Source organism: Amycolatopsis sp. NPDC088138 (assembly GCF_044741685.1).
Taxonomy (GTDB): Bacteria; Actinomycetota; Actinomycetes; order Mycobacteriales; family Pseudonocardiaceae; genus Amycolatopsis.
In genome coordinates this window covers 1,031,773-1,052,920 of record NZ_JBIUTB010000001.1, presented here as the reverse complement: position 1 = coordinate 1,052,920, position 21,148 = coordinate 1,031,773, and the positions used below count along the sequence as shown (strand labels likewise).

22 protein-coding genes are annotated in these 21,148 nt (G+C 71.8%); 9 read left to right on the top strand and 13 right to left on the bottom strand.

What is annotated here, in order from left to right; translation table 11 throughout:
* The first annotated feature begins 57 nt into the window (after nucleotides 1–57).
* From ACIOD2_RS04765 to ACIOD2_RS04750, 4 genes are read left to right on the top strand one after another with little or no spacing between them, the layout of a single operon-like run.
* Nucleotides 58–1,200: a M24 family metallopeptidase gene (locus ACIOD2_RS04765; protein WP_400534461.1), complete on the top strand. Its 1,143-nt coding sequence runs from the start codon at nucleotides 58–60 to the stop codon at nucleotides 1,198–1,200.
* Entirely contained in the window at nucleotides 1,197–1,652 is a 456-nt protein-coding gene (locus ACIOD2_RS04760) for an Lrp/AsnC family transcriptional regulator (protein ID WP_247051868.1), read from the top strand. Before ACIOD2_RS04765 ends, ACIOD2_RS04760 begins: the two co-directional genes overlap by 4 nt.
* 46 nt (nucleotides 1,653–1,698) lie before the next feature.
* Nucleotides 1,699–1,923, top strand: a complete 225-nt coding sequence (locus tag ACIOD2_RS04755; protein ID WP_323328284.1) for a hypothetical protein — start codon at nucleotides 1,699–1,701, stop codon at nucleotides 1,921–1,923.
* Nucleotides 1,910–2,209, top strand: coding sequence for a hypothetical protein (locus ACIOD2_RS04750; RefSeq protein ID WP_400534458.1), 300 nt, complete (start codon nucleotides 1,910–1,912; stop codon nucleotides 2,207–2,209). The genes ACIOD2_RS04755 and ACIOD2_RS04750 overlap by 14 nt, the downstream gene beginning before the upstream one ends.
* A 224-nt stretch (nucleotides 2,210–2,433) precedes the next feature.
* On the opposite strand, the gene ACIOD2_RS04745 is transcribed toward ACIOD2_RS04750, so the two are convergent.
* Both ACIOD2_RS04745 and ACIOD2_RS04740 read right to left on the bottom strand, forming a co-directional pair.
* Nucleotides 2,434–3,513 (bottom strand): GDSL-type esterase/lipase family protein, encoded by a 1,080-nt coding sequence (locus ACIOD2_RS04745; protein WP_400534455.1) that lies wholly within the window; start codon nucleotides 3,511–3,513, stop codon nucleotides 2,434–2,436.
* 59 nt (nucleotides 3,514–3,572) lie between these two features.
* Nucleotides 3,573–4,208 (bottom strand): TetR/AcrR family transcriptional regulator, encoded by a 636-nt coding sequence (locus tag ACIOD2_RS04740; RefSeq protein ID WP_400534452.1) that lies wholly within the window; start codon nucleotides 4,206–4,208, stop codon nucleotides 3,573–3,575.
* A 61-nt stretch (nucleotides 4,209–4,269) separates the two neighbouring features.
* On the opposite strand from ACIOD2_RS04740, the gene ACIOD2_RS04735 reads away from it, so the two are divergent.
* Nucleotides 4,270–4,899, top strand: a complete 630-nt coding sequence (locus ACIOD2_RS04735) for an FMN-dependent NADH-azoreductase (RefSeq protein ID WP_400534450.1) — start codon at nucleotides 4,270–4,272, stop codon at nucleotides 4,897–4,899.
* Here the strand turns inward: ACIOD2_RS04735 and ACIOD2_RS04730 are convergent.
* Nucleotides 4,896–5,798, bottom strand: coding sequence for a LysR family transcriptional regulator (locus tag ACIOD2_RS04730; protein ID WP_400534448.1), 903 nt, complete (start codon nucleotides 5,796–5,798; stop codon nucleotides 4,896–4,898). The two genes, ACIOD2_RS04735 and ACIOD2_RS04730, sit on opposite strands and share 4 nt — an antisense overlap.
* Nucleotides 5,799–5,896: 98 nt before the next feature.
* Between ACIOD2_RS04730 and ACIOD2_RS04725 the strand changes: the two genes are divergently transcribed.
* Nucleotides 5,897–6,736, top strand: a complete 840-nt coding sequence (locus ACIOD2_RS04725) for an oxidoreductase (protein WP_400534445.1) — start codon at nucleotides 5,897–5,899, stop codon at nucleotides 6,734–6,736.
* On the opposite strand, the gene ACIOD2_RS04720 is transcribed toward ACIOD2_RS04725, so the two are convergent.
* Genes ACIOD2_RS04720 through ACIOD2_RS04710 form a run of 3 tightly spaced genes read right to left on the bottom strand, consistent with a single transcriptional unit; the run spans nucleotide 6,733 to nucleotide 10,680 of the window.
* Nucleotides 6,733–7,395, bottom strand: coding sequence for an ATP-binding cassette domain-containing protein (locus tag ACIOD2_RS04720; protein WP_323328867.1), 663 nt, complete (start codon nucleotides 7,393–7,395; stop codon nucleotides 6,733–6,735). The genes ACIOD2_RS04725 and ACIOD2_RS04720 overlap by 4 nt on opposite strands.
* A 23-nt stretch (nucleotides 7,396–7,418) precedes the next feature.
* The gene (locus ACIOD2_RS04715) at nucleotides 7,419–8,111 is read right to left on the bottom strand and encodes an ABC transporter ATP-binding protein (RefSeq protein WP_400534443.1); all 693 of its coding nucleotides are present in this window, start codon (nucleotides 8,109–8,111) and stop codon (nucleotides 7,419–7,421) included.
* On the bottom strand, nucleotides 8,104–10,680 hold the full coding sequence (locus ACIOD2_RS04710; RefSeq protein WP_400535406.1) for an FtsX-like permease family protein: 2,577 nt from the start codon (nucleotides 10,678–10,680) through the stop codon (nucleotides 8,104–8,106). The genes ACIOD2_RS04715 and ACIOD2_RS04710 overlap by 8 nt, the downstream gene beginning before the upstream one ends.
* A gap of 291 nt (nucleotides 10,681–10,971) precedes the next feature.
* Here ACIOD2_RS04710 and ACIOD2_RS04705 point away from each other — a divergent pair, with 291 nt between their 5' ends.
* A complete protein-coding gene (locus ACIOD2_RS04705) occupies nucleotides 10,972–12,687 on the top strand; it encodes a glycosyl hydrolase family 18 protein (protein ID WP_400534441.1) in 1,716 nt (571 codons plus the stop codon).
* A gap of 140 nt (nucleotides 12,688–12,827) precedes the next feature.
* The gene (locus tag ACIOD2_RS04700; RefSeq protein WP_400534438.1) at nucleotides 12,828–13,361 is read left to right on the top strand and encodes a carboxymuconolactone decarboxylase family protein; all 534 of its coding nucleotides are present in this window, start codon (nucleotides 12,828–12,830) and stop codon (nucleotides 13,359–13,361) included.
* Between the two features lie 60 nt (nucleotides 13,362–13,421).
* Here ACIOD2_RS04700 and ACIOD2_RS04695 read toward each other — a convergent pair whose 3' ends face one another.
* The 4 genes from ACIOD2_RS04695 to ACIOD2_RS04680 all read right to left on the bottom strand — a co-directional run bounded on the left by ACIOD2_RS04695 (nucleotide 13,422) and on the right by ACIOD2_RS04680 (nucleotide 17,132).
* Nucleotides 13,422–14,282 (bottom strand): dioxygenase, encoded by an 861-nt coding sequence (locus ACIOD2_RS04695; protein WP_400534435.1) that lies wholly within the window; start codon nucleotides 14,280–14,282, stop codon nucleotides 13,422–13,424.
* 11 nt (nucleotides 14,283–14,293) lie between these two features.
* Entirely contained in the window at nucleotides 14,294–15,091 is a 798-nt protein-coding gene (locus tag ACIOD2_RS04690; protein WP_400534432.1) for a citryl-CoA lyase, read from the bottom strand.
* The gene (locus ACIOD2_RS04685) at nucleotides 15,084–16,253 is read right to left on the bottom strand and encodes a CaiB/BaiF CoA transferase family protein (protein ID WP_400534429.1); all 1,170 of its coding nucleotides are present in this window, start codon (nucleotides 16,251–16,253) and stop codon (nucleotides 15,084–15,086) included. The genes ACIOD2_RS04690 and ACIOD2_RS04685 overlap by 8 nt, the downstream gene beginning before the upstream one ends.
* Nucleotides 16,254–16,325: 72 nt before the next feature.
* Nucleotides 16,326–17,132, bottom strand: coding sequence for an IclR family transcriptional regulator C-terminal domain-containing protein (locus tag ACIOD2_RS04680; protein ID WP_400534427.1), 807 nt, complete (start codon nucleotides 17,130–17,132; stop codon nucleotides 16,326–16,328).
* Between the two features lie 145 nt (nucleotides 17,133–17,277).
* Here ACIOD2_RS04680 and ACIOD2_RS04675 point away from each other — a divergent pair, with 145 nt between their 5' ends.
* A complete protein-coding gene (locus ACIOD2_RS04675; protein ID WP_400534424.1) occupies nucleotides 17,278–18,711 on the top strand; it encodes an amidohydrolase family protein in 1,434 nt (477 codons plus the stop codon).
* A gap of 6 nt (nucleotides 18,712–18,717) precedes the next feature.
* Here ACIOD2_RS04675 and ACIOD2_RS04670 read toward each other — a convergent pair whose 3' ends face one another.
* The 3 genes from ACIOD2_RS04670 to ACIOD2_RS04660 are packed head-to-tail and all read right to left on the bottom strand — an operon-like array spanning nucleotide 18,718 to nucleotide 21,115.
* Nucleotides 18,718–19,269: a cysteine hydrolase family protein gene (locus ACIOD2_RS04670; protein ID WP_400534421.1), complete on the bottom strand. Its 552-nt coding sequence runs from the start codon at nucleotides 19,267–19,269 to the stop codon at nucleotides 18,718–18,720.
* 11 nt (nucleotides 19,270–19,280) lie between these two features.
* Nucleotides 19,281–20,666, bottom strand: coding sequence for an MFS transporter (locus tag ACIOD2_RS04665; protein ID WP_400534418.1), 1,386 nt, complete (start codon nucleotides 20,664–20,666; stop codon nucleotides 19,281–19,283).
* Nucleotides 20,667–20,674: 8 nt separating this feature from the next.
* Nucleotides 20,675–21,115: a MarR family winged helix-turn-helix transcriptional regulator gene (locus ACIOD2_RS04660; RefSeq protein WP_400534415.1), complete on the bottom strand. Its 441-nt coding sequence runs from the start codon at nucleotides 21,113–21,115 to the stop codon at nucleotides 20,675–20,677.
* Between the last annotated feature and the right edge of the window lie 33 nt (nucleotides 21,116–21,148).

The window sequence follows — 21,148 nt, the reverse complement described above, 5'->3', positions numbered from 1 at the left end:
GGCATGTCGCGGGCCGGGGCGAGTGGATCACCGGGACGGCCCGGCTAGGCTCGTCCCATGTCGCGCCGTTCCCTCCACACGCCTGCCCCCGACGCCGCAGCCCTTCGCGCCCGCCTGGACCGCGCCCGCACCGCCGCGGCCGCCGCGGACACCGACGCCCTGCTGATCGCGCCCGGTTCCGACCTGCGCTACCTGATCGGCCAGGCCGGCGGCTCGTTCGAGCGCCTCACCACCCTCGTCGTCCCGGCCGACGGCACGCCCGCGCTGGTCGTGCCGAAGCTGGAGGCGCCCGGCTACGCCGACGTGCCGACCGACGAGCTCGGCGTCGACCTGCTGACCTGGGTGGACGGCGACGACCCGTACAAGCTCGTCGCGGACCGGCTCGGCAAGGCCGGCCGCGTCGCGGTCAGCGACTTCACCCCGGCCCTGCACGTGCTGGCCCTGCGCGCGGCGCTCGGCGAGGCCGAGCAGACCCTGGCCGGCCCGGTCGTGCGCGAGCTGCGGATGCGCAAGGACGCCGCCGAGATCGCGTCCCTGCGTGACGCCGGCGCGGCCATCGACCGGGTGCACGCCCGCGTCCACGAGTGGCTGCGCGCCGGGCGCACCGAGGCCGAGGTCGGCGCGGACATCGCCGCGGCGATCGTGGAGGAGGGGCACGTCCAGGCGGACTTCGTGATCGTCGGCTCCGGCCCGAACGGCGCCAGCCCGCACCACGACGTCTCCGACCGCGTGATCACCAAGGGTGACGTCGTGGTCGTCGACATCGGCGGCCCGCTGCCGGCCGGCTACAACTCCGACTCCACCCGCACCTACGCCGTCGGCGAGCCGCGCGACGCCGACGTCGCCGAGACGTACGCGGTGCTGCAGCGCGCCCAGGCCGCCTCCGTCGCCGCGGTCAAGCCGGGTGTCACGGCCGAGCAGGTCGACGCCGCCGCGCGCGACGTCATCACCGAGGCCGGGTTCGGCGAGTACTTCATCCACCGCACCGGGCACGGCATCGGCCTGGACGTGCACGAGGAGCCCTACATCATCGCGGGCAACACGCTGCCGCTGGAGCCGGGCATGGCCTTCAGCGTCGAGCCGGGCATCTACCAGCCGGGCCGCTGGGGCGCCCGCATCGAGGACATCGTGATCGTCACCGCCGACGGCGTCGAGTCCGTCAACAACCAGCCGCACGAACTCGTCGTGCTGGACGCATGACCACCGGTGGCCTGGAGCCGCTCGACCAGTCGATCGTCGAGGAACTCGCGGCCGACGGGCGCCGCAGCTTCACCGACCTCGCCGAACGCGTCGGGCTTTCGGTGTCGGCGGTGCACCAGCGGGTGCGCCGCCTCGAGCAGCGCGGTGTCATCCTCGGGTACACCGCGCGGCTCGACGGCGAGCAGATCGGGCTGCCGCTGACGGCCCTGATCTCGCTGACGCCGAACGACCCGGGTGCGCCCGACGACTACCCGCAGCGGATCCAGCACATCAAGGAGATCGAGTCCTGCTACTCGGTGGCCGGCGACGAGTCCTACATCCTGCTGGTGCGCGTCCAGTCGCCGCTGGCGCTGGAGGACCTGCTGCGGCGGATCCGGGAGGCCGCGAAGGTGTCCACTCGCACTACGGTGGTGCTCTCTACGCCGTTCGAGGGACGTTCGCCTACGTTCTGACACCGGCGGGGTGGCCGGTCACCGGGGCACTGGTACGGTAAAAGGTATGGCAACACGTAAGGTGACTCTTTCGCTGGACAGCGGCGCCTTGGATTTCGCCGAACGAGCCGCGAAAGCACACGGGATCTCGGTCTCGTCCTGGCTGTCGAAGGCGGCCCGGCGCGAGGCGGTACGCACGGGCTACACCCCGCAGAAGCCGGAGCCGGCCACCGCGGAGTTCGACGAGGCCGAGCGCAGCGCGGCGGAAAAGGATCTGCGTGCGCAGGGGTGAAGTCTGGACGTACCACCCCCCGACCGAACCGGCCCGGCAACGCACCGTGGTGCTGCTGTCCTCGGACGGGGTGAACGAGTCCGAGCGCCCCTGGCTGCTCGGCACCGAACTGCTCGACCGCGACCCGCAGGACATCCTCGGGGTGGCGATCGACGCCCGCTACTGGGTGTCGACGCTGAACCTCACGCGGCTCTACCGCCCGTGGTTCGACGAGCGCCTCGCGGAGATCGACCAGGAGGTCCAGGAGCGCATCGACATCGCGCTCCGCGCCGCCCTCGACCTCTGACCACCCCGGGGTAGGGGAGTGCCCTCCTGGAGGGCCTCTCACCTCCGAACAGGGGAGTCCCTGAGCGCTGCCTCGCGACAAGAACCCGAGGCAGGGCTTGAAGTGGCGCGATCAACTGTCTTCATTAAGTGTATAACGCCCTATACTGTCCGGCGCTGGTGAAAAACCAGCTGGTCCCGTAAGCGGCTACGCCACCTCATAAGCGAAGCAAAAGACGGCGGAAGTCAGCGGGCCACGACCTCCGGGGCCGGGTGGAGTTTGCCGTCGGCGCCCGCCAGGCAGGACGCGTTGCCTTCACGGCTGGCCATGAACTCCGTCAGGCAGTTCGCGATCGCGGTGTGGCCGGCGGCGTTGGGGTGGAAAGACTCCTGCAGCGCGTGGCCCGCCCGGTCGGCCTGGCCGAGGTCGGCGAGCTGGAGCGTCAGGCGGGTGAACCACTCGGTCGCGGGGTTGGCGCCGCCGCTGCACGCCTCGTGCTTCACGCCCGCCTTCGCCAGGTCCAGGAACCGGGCGCCGGTGCGCTGGGCCGCCGTCTTGATGCCGGAGGACAGGACGCCGATGCCGGTCTGGGAGATCCAGCGCAGGTCCTCGACCCGGAACGGGCAGCCGTTGAGGCTGCGTAGTTCTTCGGGGACGTCCGGGCCGATCGGGGCGGCGTAGGACTGCAGGATCAGCTGGTAGTCCGCAGGCACGTATCCCGCTTGGGCCAGTACTTTCTTGACGTCGGAGACGGCGGCGGTCACCTTCGGGACCATGGCGTCCACTTTGGACTGCCAGCTCAGCTTGAGCGCGTCGCTGCACGGCGGGCCGCCGGGGCTGAACCACGCCTTGAAGCAGTCGGTGACCTGGTTGGAGAACTTCGGGTCGTCGTTCGCGCCGACGGCGATGACGACGGCGGCGACGCGGTGGTCCTTGACGAGGGCGGCCAGCTGCTGGGCCTGCGAGCCTTCGGTCCACTGCTTGACGCCGCCGAGGGCGACCTGTTCGGCGGGTGCGCCGGAGCAGGCGAGGTTGACGTGGGCGGTGATGCCGGGGACGGCGATATTCTCGACGAAGGCGTTGGGGGAGCGGTGGCACCAGTCGCCGCCTTGGCCGTTGGTGGCCGGCGTGTACTGGCCGGCGCCTTCGCCGGAGGCGGTGCTGTCGCCCATGGCGACGACGGTGAGGGGGCCGGTGCCCGGTGGTCCTTGGCGGGGTTGGGGTTGCCCGGGTTTGCTTTCGGAGCCGAAGAAGGCGAAGAGGCCTACGAGCAGGGCCACGCTGACGAGGACCAGCGCTCCCCAGTACCACCGAAGTCGTCGCATCACGGCTGATTCTACGGATCAGGTGATCGGTTCCGGTGGTGGACACCGTGCGTGACCGGTCACAGGGGCAGCCAGGTTCGGGTCAGCCCGACGAGGGATTTCGTGAGGGCTTCGGGGCCGAGTTCGCGGTCGTGCAGCCAGTGCCGGACCTGTTCGGCCGAGAGAGCGGCCAGGAGGACGTCGGCGGCGATCTCCGGGTCGGTGGCGCCGCCGGTTTCGAGCAGGTGGCGGCAGTGGCTGCGCCAGAGGGTGTGGGCGCCGGTGCGGAAGCGGGCGCCGGTGGTGGCGGTCTCGGACAGCAGGACGAGGTCGAGCTGCCGGCCCAGGAGTTCGAGGTAGGCCTCGATGAACGCGGCGAGGCGGTCGGCGGGTGGGGCGTCGGGGCCGAGTGGGGGTGGTCCGGTGAGGATCCGTTGCTGTAGCTCACGTTCGCGTTCGCCGAGCAGGGCCATGGCGAGACCGCCCTTGTCGCCGAAGCGGCGGTAGAGCGTGCCTTTGCCGACGCCGGCGGCGGCCGCGACGTCGTCCATGGTGACGGCGTCGACGCCGCGTTCGGCGAAGAGGGTTTCGGCGGCGGTGAGGACCCGGATCCGGTTGCGGGCGGCGTCGGCGCGTTCGCGGACGGGCGCGCCGAGCACCGGGAGCTCGGTCGGCGTTGACGAAGCGGACTCTGGTCCGCTAACGTTCGAAGGCATAAGCGGACTCTAGTCCGAATTCTGGTCCGGCGAAAGCCGACACCCCTCGAGGAGCATCGTCATGCCTGATCTGCTGCACATTTCCGTGTCCCCACGTGGGGAAGAGTCCCAGTCGCTGCGTTTGGCAGCTACTTTCCTGGACACCTACCGCGCGGTCCATCCGGGCGCCGAGATCGACGAGTGGGACCTCTGGGACGGTTCGCTGCCCGAGTTCGGTCCCGCCGCGGCGGGCGCCAAGATGACGGTCTTCGGTGGCGGCACGCCGCAGGGTGAGCAGGCCGTGGCGTGGCAGGCGGCTCGTGACGCCTTCGCGCGGTTCGACTCCGCCGACCGGATCCTGTTCAGCGTGCCGATGTGGAACTCGGGTGTGCCGTACGTGCTCAAGCAGTTCGTCGACGTCGTGTCGCAGCCGGGCTGGGTGTTCGGGGTCGATGCCGCGACCGGGTACGAGCACCTGCTCGCGGGGCGGGGCAAGCGCGCCGCCGTCGTCTACACGAGCGCGGTCTGGGGGCCGGGGCTCGGGCGGGAGTTCGGGGACGACTTCCAGGCGCCGTTCTTCACCGGCTGGCTCAACTGGACGGGCATTGACGACGTGACGGAGATCCGGTTCCACCCCACGCTGACCGGTGACGCGGCGGAACTGAGCCAGATCGCGCACGAGGCGGCCCGGGACGCGGCGAAGACGTTCTAGCCGGCTTCGGTGAGGTCGGTGGTGGCGGCGAGTTCGACGGCGACGTCGGTGATGGTGCGCAGCGCCGGGTTGTCGTTGCCGGGCAACCAGACCAGCTCGGTCCGGGCGATGTCGCCCTCCAAGGGCACGAAGGCCACTCCGGTGCGCCGGAGGCTGTGGGACGAGCGGGTAAGCCGGGTGACGCCGACCCCGGCGGCGACGAGGCCGAGCAGTCCCTGCACGGTCGCGGCGCGTTGCACGACGCGCGGGGTGTAGCCGGCGGTGGCGAAGTCGTCGTCGTAGCTGCGGTGCCAGGGTTCCCAGCTGCTGCGCGGGGTCAGCACCCACGGCTCGCCCGCGAGGTCGGCGAGGGTCAGGGTGGCGCGGTCTGCCAGGGGATGGTCTTCGGGGAGGACCGCGCAGACCTCTTCGGTCATCAGGGTGCGTGAGTCGAGGCCGTCGACCAGGGGTGGGCGGGTGAAGGCGAGGTCGAAGCGGTGCTCGCGCAGGCCGTCGACGAGTTCGGCGATCGAGGCCTCGGCGGTGTGGACCTCGATGCCGGGGAACCGTTCGCGGACCGCGCGGACCACGGGTGGCAGCAGGTAGTTGGCCGTGGTGGTGAGGAACGCGAGCCGGACGTGGCCGATCTCGCCGCGCACGGCCCGGCCCAGTGTCGCGACGGCCTCGTCGGCGCGGGTCAGCACCGCGCGGGCTTCGGGGAGGAACAGGGCGCCGACGGCGGTGAGGCGGGTGCCGCGGGCGTCGCGGTCGAACAGCCGCGCGCCGAGGGTGCGTTCGAGCACGGTGATCTGCTGGGAGAGGGACTGCTGGGCGATGTGGAGTCCGGCGGCGGCGCGGGTGAAGCTGGTTTCGTCGGCGACGGCGACGAAGTAGCGCAGCTGCCGCAGCTCGGGGGTCACAGGCTCCGACTGTAGCCGTGGCAGTGGATCGGTGTTGGCGGTGTGCCGGTGATCGTCCCCAGGATGGAGGGAGGAAACGCACTGGGAGGAACACGGAGATGACGAACACCGACGGCCGCGTCTGGCTGATCACCGGCTGCTCTTCCGGCTTCGGCCGGGAGGTGGCGCTGGCCGCTCTCGCCGCCGGCGACCGGGTACTGGCCACGGCCCGGCGGCCGGAGACCCTGGCGGACCTGGAGACGGCGGGCGGAGATCGGGTCCGGACGGCGGCCCTGGACGTCACCGACACCGGTCAGGTCGACGCGGCGGCGAAGCTCGCGCTCGAGACGTTCGGCCGGATCGACGTCGTGGTCAACAACGCGGGCAACGGGTCGGTCGGCGCGGTGGAGGAACTCACGATGGACGAGCTGCGCACGCTGATGGAGGTGATGTTCTTCGGCGCGGTCGAGGTGACCAAGGCGGTGGTGCCGCACCTGCGTGCGCAGGGCAGCGGGACGATCGTGCAGATCAGCTCGATGGGCGGGCAGCTGTCGATGCCCGGCTTCGGGGCGTACTGCGCGGCGAAGTTCGCGCTGGAAGGGCTGTCGGAGGCGCTGGCGGCGGAGGTGGCGCCGTTCGGGGTGCGGGTGCTGATCGTCGAGCCGGGTGCCTTCCGCACCGAGTTCGGCGGTGGCCGGATGCACCGCTCACGCACGATCGACGCCTACGCGGTGTCGACCTCGGGTACGCGCGACGCCGTCGAGGCCATGGACGGCTCGCAGCCGGGCGACCCGGCGAAGGCGGCCGCGGCGATCGTCCGGGCCGTGGACAGCGACGACGCCCCGCTGCGGCTGGCTCTGGGCGCGGACGCCGTCGAAGCGATCCGGAGTCACCACGAGTCCCTGGCGGCGGATCTGGCCGCCTGGGAGGACGTGAGCCGCGCGACCGCGTTGAGCTAGTCCAGCAGCGCGGTCAGGACGCCGTCGAGGAGGCGGACGCGGCGGTCGGCGATGCGGTGGACCTCGTCGTCGTGGGTGGCGACGATGACCGCCGCTCCTTCCGCCGCGCACCGGCGCAGGAGCTTCAGCACGCGGGGGGTGCTGCCGGCGTCGAGGTGGGCGGTCGGTTCGTCGGTGAGCAGCACGCGGGGGCGTCCGGCGACCGCGCGGGCCAGGGCGACCCGCTGCTGCTGCCCGAAGGAGACCTCCAGGGGGTAGCGGTCGCCGAGGTCGCCGATGCCCAGGTCGTCGAGCAGTTCGGTGACGCGGTCCTGGATCGCCGTGCGGGACGGGCGGGGGATGTCGGAGCGCAGCCGCAGGGGCAGGGCGACGTTCTCGGCGATGGTCAGCTCGTTGGCCAGCCCGAGGGCCTGGGGCAGCACCGCGCAGGTGTGCCACGGCGGCGCGCCGCTGATCGGGACGCCGTCGAGGAGCACGCAGCCGGAGTCGGGGGAGTCGAACCCGCAGAGCAGGGCCAGCAGCGCGCTCTTGCCGGATCCGGACCGGCCGGACACGGTGACCAGCTCCCCGGCGGCGACGCGCAGTTCGAGGCCGCGCAGGACCTCGATGTCGCCGCTGGGGTGGGCGAAGCTGCGGCGCAGGCCGACGGCCTCCAGCATCGACGGGGCGATCTCGTCGGTGGTCACAGCCGGGGCTCCCGTTCTTCGATGCCTTCGAGGGCGCCCTTGTGGAGGCGGGCGACGCGGGCGCCGAGGTCGATGAGGCGTTCGTCGTGGGAGGCCACCAGCACCGCGAAGTCTTGGTCCACCAGGTACTGCAGGGTGTCGAGCACCAGGTCGGCCGACGCTTCGTCGAGCTGGGACGTCGGTTCGTCGGCCAGGATCACCGTGGAGCGGGCCGCGAGCACGCACCCGAAGGCGAGCCGTTGCTGCTGGCCGCCGGAGAGTGCGGAGATCTTCCAGCCGCCGGTGCCGTGCAGGCCGAGCTGGCCGAGGATGTCGTCCGGCCGGCAGTCGGTCCCGGCGGACTCGGCGGCCGCGCGCAGGTTGTCCGCGACCGACAGGTAGGCCAGCAGGTTGTCGGACGGGTTCTGGAACACCAGCCCCAGGTGGTGGCGGCGCAGCGCGCGGCGTTCGCGGTGTTTGAGCTTGCGGACGTCGGCGCCCTGGAACGTCAGGCTGCCGCGGGCGGGCTGCTCGAACAGCCCGAGCACGCGCAGCAGTGTGGACTTCCCGGAGCCGGACGGCCCGGCCAGCACGGTCATGCCGCGGGCCGGGACGTCGATGCTGACGTCGTCGACGCCGGTGACGATCCCGGCGGGCGTCTGGTAGTCGACGCCGATGCCCCGCAGCTGGAAGATCGGTTTCTCAGGCACGGATCAGCTCCGCGGTCCGGGCGGTGCGCACCGAGCGCACCGCGATCCAGCCGGCCAGGCCCACCACGAGCACGCCCACGGCCAGCACGGTCAGCACGAACGGCAGCGGGTCCGGCAGTTCCGAGCGGGGGGCGAGGAACGTCGCGGGGTCGAAGCGCGGCACGGACAGGCCCGCGACGGAGATCCCGCACACCACCCCGACCGCGATCGCCAGGCCACTGAGTGCGCCCAGCTCCATCAGGTGGCTGGCCAGCAGGGTCCGTGGCCGCATGCCCATCCGCAGCACCAGGGCCCCGGCGAGGGCGTTCTGCCGTCGCCGGACCTCGACGGCCACCAGCAGGGCGAGGATCGCGACGACACCGAGGACCGCGCCGAGCAGTGCGACGAAGGAGAACGTCCAGGACACGACGAAGAAGGGCAGGCCGTCGAGCGCGGTTTCGCGGCTGACGCGGTTCGGGATGTACACCCCGGCGGCGCGCAGCTCGGCCGTGGCGTCGGCCATCGGTGACGTCGTCAGCACGCTCCACTTGGGAATCCGGTCCAGCTGGGCGTGGCTGAGGGCGGTGCGGGAGACGACGTAGCCGGGTGAGGTGCCGATCATCGGGAACACCGGCAGGTCGCCGACGGGCGCGGCGTCCGCCAGTCCGCCGGGCAGCTGCGCGGACTGGCCGGGACGGTGGCCGATCCGGATCGCCGGGGTGCCGCGCGGGCCGGGCTGGGAGATCTTGCGCAGCAGGCCGTCCAGGTCGCCGGACGGGATGCTGCCGACCGCGGCGACCTTGCCGAACGTCGCGGGGTCGATCACCAGCACCACGCTGCCGGTGCCGGTCAGCTCGCCGACGACGGTGCTGGTGCCGGCCAGCGATGCCGGCATCGCGACCGCGCCCATGCCGATCGGGCTGTCGGTGTCGAGGCGGGCGTCGCTGCCGACGAAGATCGCCGACTTCGTGTCGAGGGCGTCCTCCTGGCCGTTGGCGATGCCGATCCCGGTGGCCAGCGTGCCGATCGCGAGGGTGCCGATGACGAGCACCCCGGTCACCGGGGCGCGGGCTCCGGCGAGGCGCCGGATCGCCAGCTGCAGCGCGGGCCGGGACCAGAAGCGGGCGCGGTGGGAGGCGCGCAGTGCGAGCCACGCCAGGCGTGCGGTCAGCAGCCCGACGGTCAGCACGACGAACACCGGGTAGGTCAGGGCCAGGGGGTCGATCTGGGGTAATGGATTTCCGAGGCGTGAGCCGCTGCTGTAGTGGGTCAGGCGGGTCCAGCCGAGCCAGGCCATGCCCGCGGTCGCCAGCTCCCACGGGAAGTACGCCAGCAGCCGTACCCGGTTGCCCTTGCGGCGGACCCGGCCGAGTTCGAACTCGCGGTGCGCCCGCACGGCGACGACGAGGCCGAGCAGGGCCAGGGACACCAGCAGCACGGCCGCGGCGACGACGCCGGCGCGCAGTTCGGCGTCCGGGTCGGGCATGCCGGGTGGTCCGTAGACGCCGAGCAGGAGCCGGGCGGCGACCGCGCCGGCCGCGCCGCCGAGCAGGATCGGCAGGCCGAGCTCGGCGATCGCGAGCCACCCCAGGGCGCCGGGTCCGGCGCCGCGGGCGGAGAGCAGCCGCAGCTGGGCGTGGCGGCGCTGGTACCACTGCAGGGCCACGGAGCCGAGACCCGCGCAGCCGACCAGCACGCTGATCACCGCGAGCGGCAGGATCGACACGAACACGTTGTCCTGGGCCTGGCGGGCGATGGTGACCGACCGTTCGAACGTCGGGACGTCGGCGGCGATGGCCGAGCCGAGGCCCTGGGCGGTGAGGTCCGCGCGGACGTCGGCGACCAGGTCCTGGGAGCGTTGCAGCAGGTCTTCGGCGCCGCTGAGGGTGGTCGGCGGCGGGACGTAGAACGAGATGTGGAAGTACTGCATCGTCGGCAGGCCGATGGCGTGGATCGCGGTGTCGAAGGTGCGCTGGTCGGTGGCGAAGACGATCGAGTCGATGGGGTCGTTCGCGAGGCGGTCCACCACCGCGCCGGACTGCTGGGAGCACCACCACCGCGGCGGCGGGTCGAGCAGGTCCTGGTAGATGCCGGTGACCGGCGGCAGCCCGTCACCCCGGATGCTCGGGCGGGCGCCGACCCCGATGTGCTCGGCGTCGGCCACGACGTTGCCCAGCCACAGCCCGGGGGCGCGGGTGCCCTGCTGCAGGCTCAGGTGGTCCAGCCCGGTCTGGTCGCGGTAGCCGAGGCGGATCTTGTAGTTCGGGTCGCCGTTGAACTGGGTCCCGGTCAGGACGGTGGTGTACTGCCCGACGACCGGGGCGCCGAAGCCGTGTGCGGGAGCGTGCCGCTGGACGGCGGCCGTGACCGCGGGGATGTCCTTGACCGGCATGTTGCCCTTGCCGAAGACCGGGCCGTAGGCGTCGGGGCAGACGATCCCGCTCTGGTAGGTCACCGCGGCGCCGCCGGCCGCGGAGGCCTGCAGGACCGCCGCGGTGCCGAGGAAGCAGGCCAGCAGCGAGGTCACCGCGGCCACGATCAGCGTCAGGGGGCTGGTGAGAGCGGCCTTCGGTGCCGCACGCCACGGCATGGTCACTCTGAGTTGTTCGATCTTCCCCCACATCACCCGCATGGACGCGCACGCTACCGGGAGGCCCCAGGAACCGGAACGTTTTTCTCCCGATCGTTGCTCACGGGGTGTGGTCGAAGGTGTCGAAAAGGACCGGCGCAAGGGGTGCCGCCATCCGGCCGGTTTAGTGGTCTAGACCTTGACTCAGGATTGGTCTGATCCAATCCTGGGGACGTCCCGCCGTGCGACGCCGCAGCACGGCTCCCCGCCGGCTTTGGAGCGCAAGTGCGTCGACGCAGACCTTTCTCCCGATTGTCCGTTTCCCTTGCCCTGGCGGCGTTCTCGGCCGGCTCGCTGGTCGCCGCGGCCGGCACCGCCCAGGCCGCCACGCCGCTGCCCTCCCACGTCTTCGCCCCCTACTTCGAGGCGTGGACGGGGGAGAGCCCGGCCGCGCTCGCCCAGGCGTCCGGGGCCAAGCACCTGACGATGGCGTTCATCCAGGCCGCCACCAAGGGCTCGTGCACCGTCTACTGGAACGGTGACACCGGGATGCCGATCGCCAACGGCACCTTCGGCTCCGACATCGCCACCATCCGCTCCCGCGGTGGTGACGTCATCCCGTCCTTCGGCGGTTACACCGCCGACAACACCGGCACCGAGATCGCCGACAGCTGCACCAACGTCGACTCGATCGCCGCCGCCTACGAATCGGTGATCACCACCTACGACGTCCCGCGCCTCGACATGGACATCGAGGACAACTCGCTCACCAATTCAGCCGGCATTGACCGGCGCAACAAGGCGATCAAGAAGGTCCAGGACTGGGCCGCGGCCTCGGGCCGGTCGCTGCAGATCTCCTACACCCTGCCCACGACCACCCAGGGCCTGGCCGACAGCGGCCTGGCCGTGCTGCGCAACGCCGTCTCCAACGGCACCCGCGTCGACGTCGTCAACATGATGACCTTCGACTACTACGACAACGCCGCCCACGAGATGGCCACCGACACCCAGACCTCGGCGAACGGCCTGGTCTCGCAGCTCGCGGGCCTGTACCCGGGCAAGACCCAGGCCCAGCTGTGGGCCAGCGTCGGGATCACCGAGATGATCGGCGTCGACGACTTCGGCCCCGCCGAGACCTTCACCACCGCCGACGCGGCCACCGTCTACAACTGGGCCGTCTCCAAGGGCATCAACGAACTGTCCTTCTGGGCGCTGCAGCGGGACAACGGCGGCTGCCCGGGCGGGGCCGCGGCGGACAACTGCTCCGGCATCAGCCAGTCCCAGTGGTTCTTCAGCCACGCCTTCGAGCCGTTCACCGGCGGCACGACCGTGCCGGGCAACGACTTCTCCCTCGCCGCGAACCCGTCCTCGGCCGCGGTGAACCCGGGTGCCTCGACGTCCGCGACGGTCAGCACCGCCGTGACGTCCGGCGCCGCCCAGTCCGTGGCGCTCTCCGTCTCCGGCGCACCCGCCGGGGTCACCGCGTCGGTCAGCCCCGGCTCGGTCACCGCCGGCGGCAGCGCGACGCTCTCGGTCAGCACGACCTCGGCCGCCGTTCCCGGCGTCTACCCGCTGACCGTCACCGGCGCCGGGACCTCCGGCAGCCACAGTGCGACCTTCACCCTCACCGTCAACGGCACCGTGCCGACCGGCTCGGTCGTCAACGGCGGGTTCGAGACCGGGGCGCTGAGCCCGTGGGTCGGCGCGGGCGACTCGGTCGTCTCCTCGCCCGCCCACTCGGGCACCAAGGCACTGCAGGTGGCAGCGACGGCGTCGTCCACCGGTGAGGCCGCGCAGAACATCACGCTCGCGCCGAACCACGCCTACACCCTCAAGGCGTGGGTGCAGGGCAGCTACGCCTACCTCGGGGTCCGGGGCGGCGCGAACGCCAGCACGTGGACCTCGGCCAGTGGCTGGACGCAGCTGTCGGTGCCGTTCACGACCGGTGCGTCGGGAGCCGTGACGATCTACGTCCACGGCTGGTACGGCCAGGGGTCGGTCTACGCCGACGACTTCACCGTCGGCTGAGGAAGGACGGTCCCGGTCCACCCCGCACCTGCCCGCGGGGTGGACCGGGCCGTTCGGCGGTATCCCCGCTGCGCAAGGTGGAGGTTGGCCGGGGCACCGCGGGCCGAAAGACTGGATCTCCCGCCAGCGAGGAGGACTCCATGCCCCACATCCCGCTCGACCCGGAGCTGCCCGGGATCCGGTCGCTGATGGCCTACCGGCCCGAGACCGCGGTCCCGCTCAACCTGTTGGCCCAGACGTTGCTGCGCGGGCCGAGCAGCCTGACGGTCGGCGAGCGCGAGCTGATCGCGGCGGTCGTGTCGAACGGCAACGAGTGCCGCTTCTGCCACGGCAGCCACGCCGCCGCGGCGGCCGAAACCCTCGACGGCGGCCGTGCGGTGGTCGACGCGGCGTGCGCCGGGGTCGACGACGCGCCCGTGTCGGAGAAGATCAAGGCGCTGCTGCGGATCGCGCTGGCCGTGCGGGAGACCGGCCGCAACGTCACCGACGAGCTCGTCGCGGCGGCCCGCGCCCAGGACGCGACCGACCTCGAGCTGCACGACACCGTGCTGATCGCGGCCGCGTTCTGCATGTACAACCGCTACGTCGACGGGCTGGCCACGGTCGCGCCCGAAGACCCCGCGGCCTACGAGCAGATGGGGAAGGTCCTGGCCGCCGAGGGCTACGGACGCTGACGAGTCGTGAAGGGCACCCTCAGGGACGTATAAGCCATGAGGGTGCCCTTCAGGACATCGCTACGCGGGCTGCAGCACGAAGTCGTAGCGGGCTTCGAGCCACGGCTCGTCGGAGTGCCCGCCGTCGGGGGTCGGGCCGGGCTCGCGCGGCTCGAACGTGACGACCAGCTCCTGCTTGGTGCCGAACACGACGTCGCTGTCGAGGTACTCGGCGCCCTCCTGGAACAGGTGCGTGATCAGCGGCTCGTACCCGGCCGCGTTGATCAGGAAGTGCACGTGCGCCGGCCGGTAGTGGCTGATGTCGGTGCCGCTGATCAGCTCGCCGACCGGGCCGTCCATCGGGATCGAGTACCCCTTCGGCGCGATCGTGCGCAGGCAGTAGGACCCGTCGGCGCGCGTGCCGTACTTCGCGCGCAGCCGCGCCTCGTCGATGCCGGGGATCTGCGACTCGTACGCGCCTTCCTCGTCGGCCTGCCAGACGTCGAGGACCGCGCCGCCGACGGGGGAGCCGTCGAGGCCGGTGACGGTGCCGGTGATGTAGAGCGGCGCGCCCGGGAGGCCGTCGGACATGTCGCCGCCGAAGTCCTTCTCCGGTGAGCCGTCGATGTGGAACGGGCCGAGCACCGTCGCGGGCGTGGCCTTGGCGTCGAAGGCGTGGTTCATCTGCACGACCAGCATGCTCAGGCCCAGCACGTCGGAGGCGAGGATGAACTCTTCGCGCTTCTCGTTGCTGATCTGCCCGGTCTCGGTGAGCCACTTCATCGCGGCCATCCACTCGGTCTCGCTCAGCCGCACCTCGCGGGCGAAGGCGTGCAGGTGACGCACGAGTGCCGACATGAGCTCGGCGGTCCGCGGGTCGTGCGCGCTCGCCCAGCGCCGCGCGGCGAGCTCGGTGATGTTGTCCTCGGTGACCAGCTGCATCGGCGTTCCTCTCAGGATTCCGGGTCCGGGGCGACGGACCGGTTGTTCAGGTCGACCGACAGGAAGATGTCGTTCGCGACGGGGTGGCGCAGCTCCTCGGCGAGCTGCCCGATCAGCCCGGCCGTCCGGGCCAGCAACGCGAACCCGCGCAGCAGCTCCAGCGGCAGGCCGAGGTCGGCGAGCGCGGCGCCGCAGACGCCTGCGCCGTTGAGCGGCAGCGTCTTGCCGAGCACCCGCGGGTGCACCCGGCCGATCGCCGCGAACAGCTCCAGGTGCGGGCCGCGCAGGCCCTCTTCGGCGGCGATCTCGAACAGCCGCGCCGTGCGCGGGTCGCCGTCCTTGTGCACGTGGTGCCCGAGCCCGGGGACGAACTTCCGTTGCGCCCGCATGCTTTCGACGGTCTTGAGGGCGAGCGTGTCCCAGCCCGCGTCATCGGTGGGCCGCGGTTCCGCCTCGACGAGCACGTCGTGGAGGAACCGGCCGCAGTCTTCGGTGACGCCGAGGAAGCGCGAACCGCCGCCGAGCAGGCCCGCGGCGAGCGCGCCCTGGACCGAGTCGGGCGCCGAGAGGTAGGTCAGCCGGGTGACGATCGCGGTCGGGGTGAACCCGTGGTCGGCGAGCGCGGCCAGCACCGCTTCGAAGACCCGGGTCTCGCCTTGGGACGGACGTCGTTGCGTGGCGAGCCAGAATGCCAGCTCGCCGAAGCCGACCTGGCCCATCACGTCCTGGGCGAGGTCGTGGCCGAGCAGGGTGATCTTGTCGCGAGTGGACGCACCCAGCGCCGTTTCGTAGACCGGCTGGTCAGCCATCGCCGTCCTCCCGTGGGATGGTCAGCCACGCCCGCAGCTCGGCGCCGTGCTCGTCGAGCTCCGGCGGCGGCAGCCGGTAGGCGGCCGGGGTGGCGGAGAAGCGGATGGGGTGGCGGGTGGTCGGCACCGCGCGGTCGCCCTCGCCGACCTCGACGATCGGGTCGAGGCCGAAGCGTTCGGCCATCGCGAAGCCGCCGTCGATGGTGTTGATCGGCCCGCACGGCACGCCGACCTTCGTCAGGGCCTCGAACCACTCGACCGCGCCGCGGGTGGCGAGCCGCTCGACGAGGATCGGCCGGAGCTCTTCGCGGCTCTTGGTGCGGTCGGCGTTGCGCGCGAACCGCGGGTCGTCGGGGACGCCGGGCAGGTCCAGGACTTCGCAGAGCCGGCGGAACTGGCCGTCGTTGGCCGCGGCGACGATCAGGTCGTTGTCCGCGGTGGGCAGCGGCTCGTACGGGAAGACGCTGGGGTGGGCGTTGCCCATCCGGTACGGCACCACCCCGCCCGCTGCGTAGGCCGAGCTGTGGTTGACCAGCCCGGTCAGCGCCGAAGACAGCAGGTTCACCTCGACGTGCTGACCTTCGCCGGTCGCGTCGCGGTGGCGCAGCGCGGCCAGGATGCCGATCACGGCGTGGTTGCCCGCCATCACGTCGAACACCGAGATCCCGGCCCGGTACGGCGGGCCGTCCGGGTCGCCGGTGAGGCTCATCAGCCCGGAGATCGCCTGCACCATCAGGTCGTACCCGGGCACGTGCCGGCCCTCGCCCGAGCCGAACCCGCTGATCGACGCGTACACCGACCCCGGGTTGGCGGCCCGGACGCTGTCGTAGTCGAGGCCGTACTTGGCCAGCCCGCCCGGCTTGAAGTTCTCGATCAGGATGTCCGCGCGGGCCGCCAGCTCGCGCGCGACGACCGCATCGGCCTCCTCGCGCAGGTCCAGCGCGATCGAGCGCTTCCCGCGGTTGATCCCCAGGTAGTAGGTCGAAACGTCGCCGCGCACCGGCGGCATCCACGTGCGGGTCTCGTCACCCTGCGGGCCCTCGACCTTGACGACCTCCGCGCCCAGGTCGGCCAGCAGCATCGTGGCGTACGGCCCGGCCAGCACCCGGGAGAAGTCCGCGACCAGCAGCCCGGTCAACGGACCGGCCGCGTTGTTGTCCACCCGAACCCTCGCCTTCCGATGTCCGTCAGTCGGACGTATGTCCGCTCAGTCTGGGGGAGTAGCTCACCGCGGTCAAGACGCCGGGACCGTCACGTGCGGGACGTCGGCCAGCCGGGCGAAGTCCGCGCTGATGTCCCCGGCGGCCTGCAGCAGCAGCGGCAGGTGGTGCTCCAGCAGCCGGTCGACCGGCGTCTCGGCGGCGTGGCAGTTGACGTTGACCCCGGCGATCACCCGGCCCGACCCGTCGCGCAGCGGCGCGGCGACCGACCGGATGCCCAGCGCGAGCTGCTCGTCGGTCAGCGCCCACCCGCGGGCCCGCACCTCCCGCAGCTCGGTGTCGCGCTCGGCCCGGTCCGGCTGCCAGCGCGCGACCAGCCCGGAACGGGTCGGCTCGGCCAGCACTGCGTCCAGCTCGTCCGGCGGCAGCGCGGCGAGCTGGACCTTGCCCAGCGACGTCGGCAGCGCCGGGAACCGGGTGCCGATCTGCACGGTGAGCCCCACGATCTTCGGCACCGCCACCCGCGCCACGTAGACGATGTCGGAGCCGTCGAGCTGGGCGATCGAGCACGACTCGTTCGTGCGCGCGACCAGCCGTTCCAGGTGCGGGCGGGCGACGTCCCACAGGCCGGCCGAGCGCACGTAGGCGACCCCGAGGTCGAGCACCCGGGGTGTCAGGGAGTAACCGCGGCCGTCGGTGCGGACGTAACCGAGCTCTTCGAGGGTCAGCAGGATCCTCCGGGCCGTCGGGCGGGCCAGGTTCGCCGCCGTGGCCACCTCGGCCAGCGTCATCGCCTGCTGGTGCGGGCGGAACGCCGTGATGACCTCGAGCCCGCGCGCGAGCGCTTCGATGAAGTCGGGACCGGTTCCCTCGCGTGGCATCGCGACCTCCCTCTTGCGTAGCCGCCACGGGCAGCGTAGCGGCGGGGATTGACACCGGCCCGGCACTGGGCAAAAGTGACTGCGCCCAGCCTGTGTCCGTCCAGCGGACGAGTGTACGCAGAAAATGCGCAGAGAAGAGGCAGCGATGACGCAGCCCACCGACGGCAGACCCGTACTCCTGCGGGGCGGCACGGTGCTGACCCTCGACGAGACGCGGCGGGTCCTCACCGACACCGACGTCCTGGTCACCGGCGACCGGATCGCCGCGATCGGCCCCGCCCTGGAGGCCCCGCCGGGCGCGGTCGAGATCGACGCGGCGGGCGGGATCGTCATGCCGGGCATGATCGACACCCACCGGCACATGTGGCAGACCGCCATGCGCGGCTACGGCGCCGACTGGACACTGACCCAGTACTTCGTCTGGTACTACCTGGAGTGGGGCAAGATCTTCCGCCCCGAGGACATCCACGCCGGCAACCTGCTCGGTGCGTGGGAAGCCCTCGAAGCGGGCGTCACGACCACCGTGGACTGGTCACACGGCCTGCAGACCACCCAGCACGCCGACGCCGCGGCCGACGCCCTCGAGGCCGTGCCCGGCCGGTTCGTGCTGGCCTACGGCAACATCCAGGACGCCCCGGCGACGTGGACGGGCACGCGTGAGTTCCGCGACTTCGTCTCCCGCCGCGCCGGCGGCGACCTCGGCTTCCAGGTCGCCTTCGACGTCACCGGCGACCCGGCGTTCCCCGAGAAGCCGGCCTTCGAGGTGGCACGCGAACTGGGCGTGCCGGTCACGACCCACGCGGGTGTGTGGGGCGCGACCGGCGACGACGGCATCCGCCTGATGTACGAGAACGGCTTCATGACGCCGGAGACGGTCTACGTCCACAGCGCGTCCCTCTCGTCCGACTCTTACCACCGCATCGCGGCCACCGGCGGTTCGGTGTCGGTGTCGACCGAAAGCGAGCAGAGCGCCGGCCAGGGCTACCCGCCCACCTGGGCCCTGCGCGCCTACGGCATCCCGGTGTCGCTGTCGATGGACACGTCGGTCTGGTGGAGCGGCGACCTGTTCTCGGCGATGCGCTCCACCCTCGGCGCGGACCGCTCGCGCGAGCATCTGGAGGCCCACAAGCTGGGCGAGACCGTCACGCACGCGGCGTTGCGCGCGGAGCAGGTCGTGGACTGGGCCACCCGGGGCGGCGCCACGGCCTTGGGCCGCTCGGATGACCTGGGCAGTCTCGAGGTCGGCAAGAAGGCGGACGTGGTGCTGCTGAAGAACGATGCCTCGCCGGTGTCGTTCCCGCTGCTGAACCCGTACGGCCACGTGGCGTTCCAGGCCCAGCGGGCCGACGTCCACACCGTCCTGGTCAACGGCCGCATCGTGAAGGCCGACGGCCGGCTCGTCGGCGTGGACCTCCCGGCGGTCCGCCGCGAGGTGGAGTCCACTGTGGACTACCTGCGCTCCCGGCTGGGCGAGGAAGCGTGGCGGCAGGGGATGAACCCCGACGTCCCGGAGACGAAGGTGCTCGACAACCCGTACACCTACACCACCTACCAGAGCGACTCCACCCACGGCGGCTGACACCGGTCAGCCGGCGAGGCTCTTCGCCCACTCCTCGACGGTCACGACGTCGCCGCGGCGGGCGAAGACGTCGCTCACCAGCGTGTCGTGCAGGGCCGGGTCGCGGTCGGCGCAGGCGTCGGACAGCACCGTGACCGCGTAGTCGAGGTCCACGGCCTGCAGGGTGGTGGACAGGACGACGCCGCTCGTGGCGATCCCGGCCAGCACCAGGCAGGTGATGTCCTGCGCGTCGAGGAGCTGCCGGAGGTTGTTGCCGGCGAAGGCGCTGACGCGGTTCTTGACCACGACGAGCTCGCCGTCGGCGGGCGCGACGTCGTCGTGGATGGCGGCGTTGGGGTCGTCGGCGGTGAACAGGTGGCCGGGCAGGGAGCCGAACATCTTGTTGCGCGGGTGGGCGTCGGTGTGCCCCTCCCGCAGCTGGACGACGATGTGGATGACCGGGATCCCGGCGGCCCGGGCGGCCTCGAGCGCCTGGACGGCGCGGGGCAGGTAGTCGTCGGGAACGTGCGAGAGGTTGGCGCGCTGCAGGTCCATCAGCAGCAGGGCGGTGCGGGACAAGGTGGTGCCTTTCAGTCGGTTCCCGGCGCGCGGACACGGCCGAGGGTGCGGTCGAAGAGCGTGACGAGCAGGTAGAGCACGCCGGCGGCGAGCATCACCCAGGCCAGCTCGTGCATGCCGCCGGTGTCGGCGCGGTCGCCGAAGGAGATCGCGGTCGTGGCGGAGGCGATCATCGAGCCGACGTAGGCGAAGGTGCGCAGCAGCCCGGCCGAGGACGCGGTGCGCTCGGGATCGGCCTGGAAGTAGACGGCGTTCTGCAGGGCCAGGTTGTTCAGCCCCTGCGGGACACCGAAGATCAGCGCGACCAGCAGCAGCATCCACAGTGGACTTTCCCCGCCCAGGGTGAGCATCACCAGGCAGGCCACGATCTGCCCGACCGCGCCGACCAGGAGCTTGCCCCGCACGCCCCGGCGTCGCCCGGCCACCAGTGAGACGCCGATCGCCGTGACGAACATCGGGATCTGCACCAGTCCGGCGTGGAACGCCGAGAGCCCGAACCCCTCCTCGGTCCACTGGCTGAAGCCGTAGAGGAAGGAGTAGGCCACCACGTAGGCGACGACCGCGCGGGCGTAGGTCGCCAGCAGCGGGGTGTTGCCGCCCAGCACCCGCAGGTCGATGAAGGGGCTCGCGGCCCGCAGCTCCCGCACCCCGAACGCGGCACCCGCGGCGACGGTGATCACCAGCAGGTACCAGTTGCGCAGGTGCAGGTTCATCAGGAACAGCAGCAGCGACACCAGCATCGCGGCGAACAGGCCCATACCGGGCAGGTCCAGCCGCGCGGCCAGCTGCCCGCGCCCGGGTGACTCGCCGGTGTGCTTGGGCAGGCGGAGCAGTCCCAAGAGGACGGCCGCGGCCGCGAGCGGCACGTTGAGCGCGAACGTCGCCCGCCAGCCGCCCACCCCGATCAGCAGCCCGCCCAGCAGCGGGCCGATGACGGCGATGGTCTGGTTGGCCACGGCCAGCGCGGTCAGCACCCCGTTGGGGTTGTCCTCGCCCGTGCGCCGGGACTCGCTGCGCAGCAACGCCATCGAGGCGGGATAACCGGCGCAGGTCCCGAACCCGAGCAGGACCCGCGACGCGATCAGCACCTCCATGTTCGGCGCGAACGTGCCCAGCACCCCGGCCAGTCCGACGAGGGTGGTGCCGGCGAGGAACAGCCGCCGCGGGCCGAAGAGGTCGATGAGCCGGCCCATCACCGGCTGCCCGAGCGAGGTGGCCAGGTACAGCGCGGACACCAGCCACGCCGTTTTCGACGGCGGTGCCCCCAGCGCACGCCCGATCGGGATCAGCGCGACGGAGATGATCGTGGAGTTGATCGGGTTCAGCACCGAACCCAGCAGCATCGGCGGCAGCAGCCGCCGGTCGAACCTGGTCGCGGTCGAAGTCCGCTCACTCATCGGTCGGCTCAGTCATCGGTCAGCCTTTCCAGCACGTCCATGGCGGCGATCACCACCTGTCGTTCTTCTTCCGTGCACCGCTCCTGCAGCTGCCCGGCGAGCCATTCGCTGCGGGCCTGGCGCCCTTCCTCGACCCGCTTGAGCCCCTCGGTGGTCAGGCCGATCAGCACGCGCCGCCCGTCGTCGGGGTCGGGGTTGCGCTCGATCAGCCCGAGCGCGGCGAGCGCGGCGAGCGTCGAGGTCATCGACTGGTGCCGGACCCCTTCCGCGGCGGCGAGCTGGCTGGCCGTGACGCCCTGCCACCCGCTGAGGCGCGCGAGGACGGAGGCCTGGCCGAAGGTGAGGTCCTCGTCCTGCGCGGCGTTGAGGATGCGGCGCCGCAGCCGGCCGATGACCGTGCGGACCACCTGGGAGCCCTGGACGGAGGACGGCGCAAAGTCTTCACTCACAATGTGCAGCTTAGGCTGCGCACCTCAAACTGT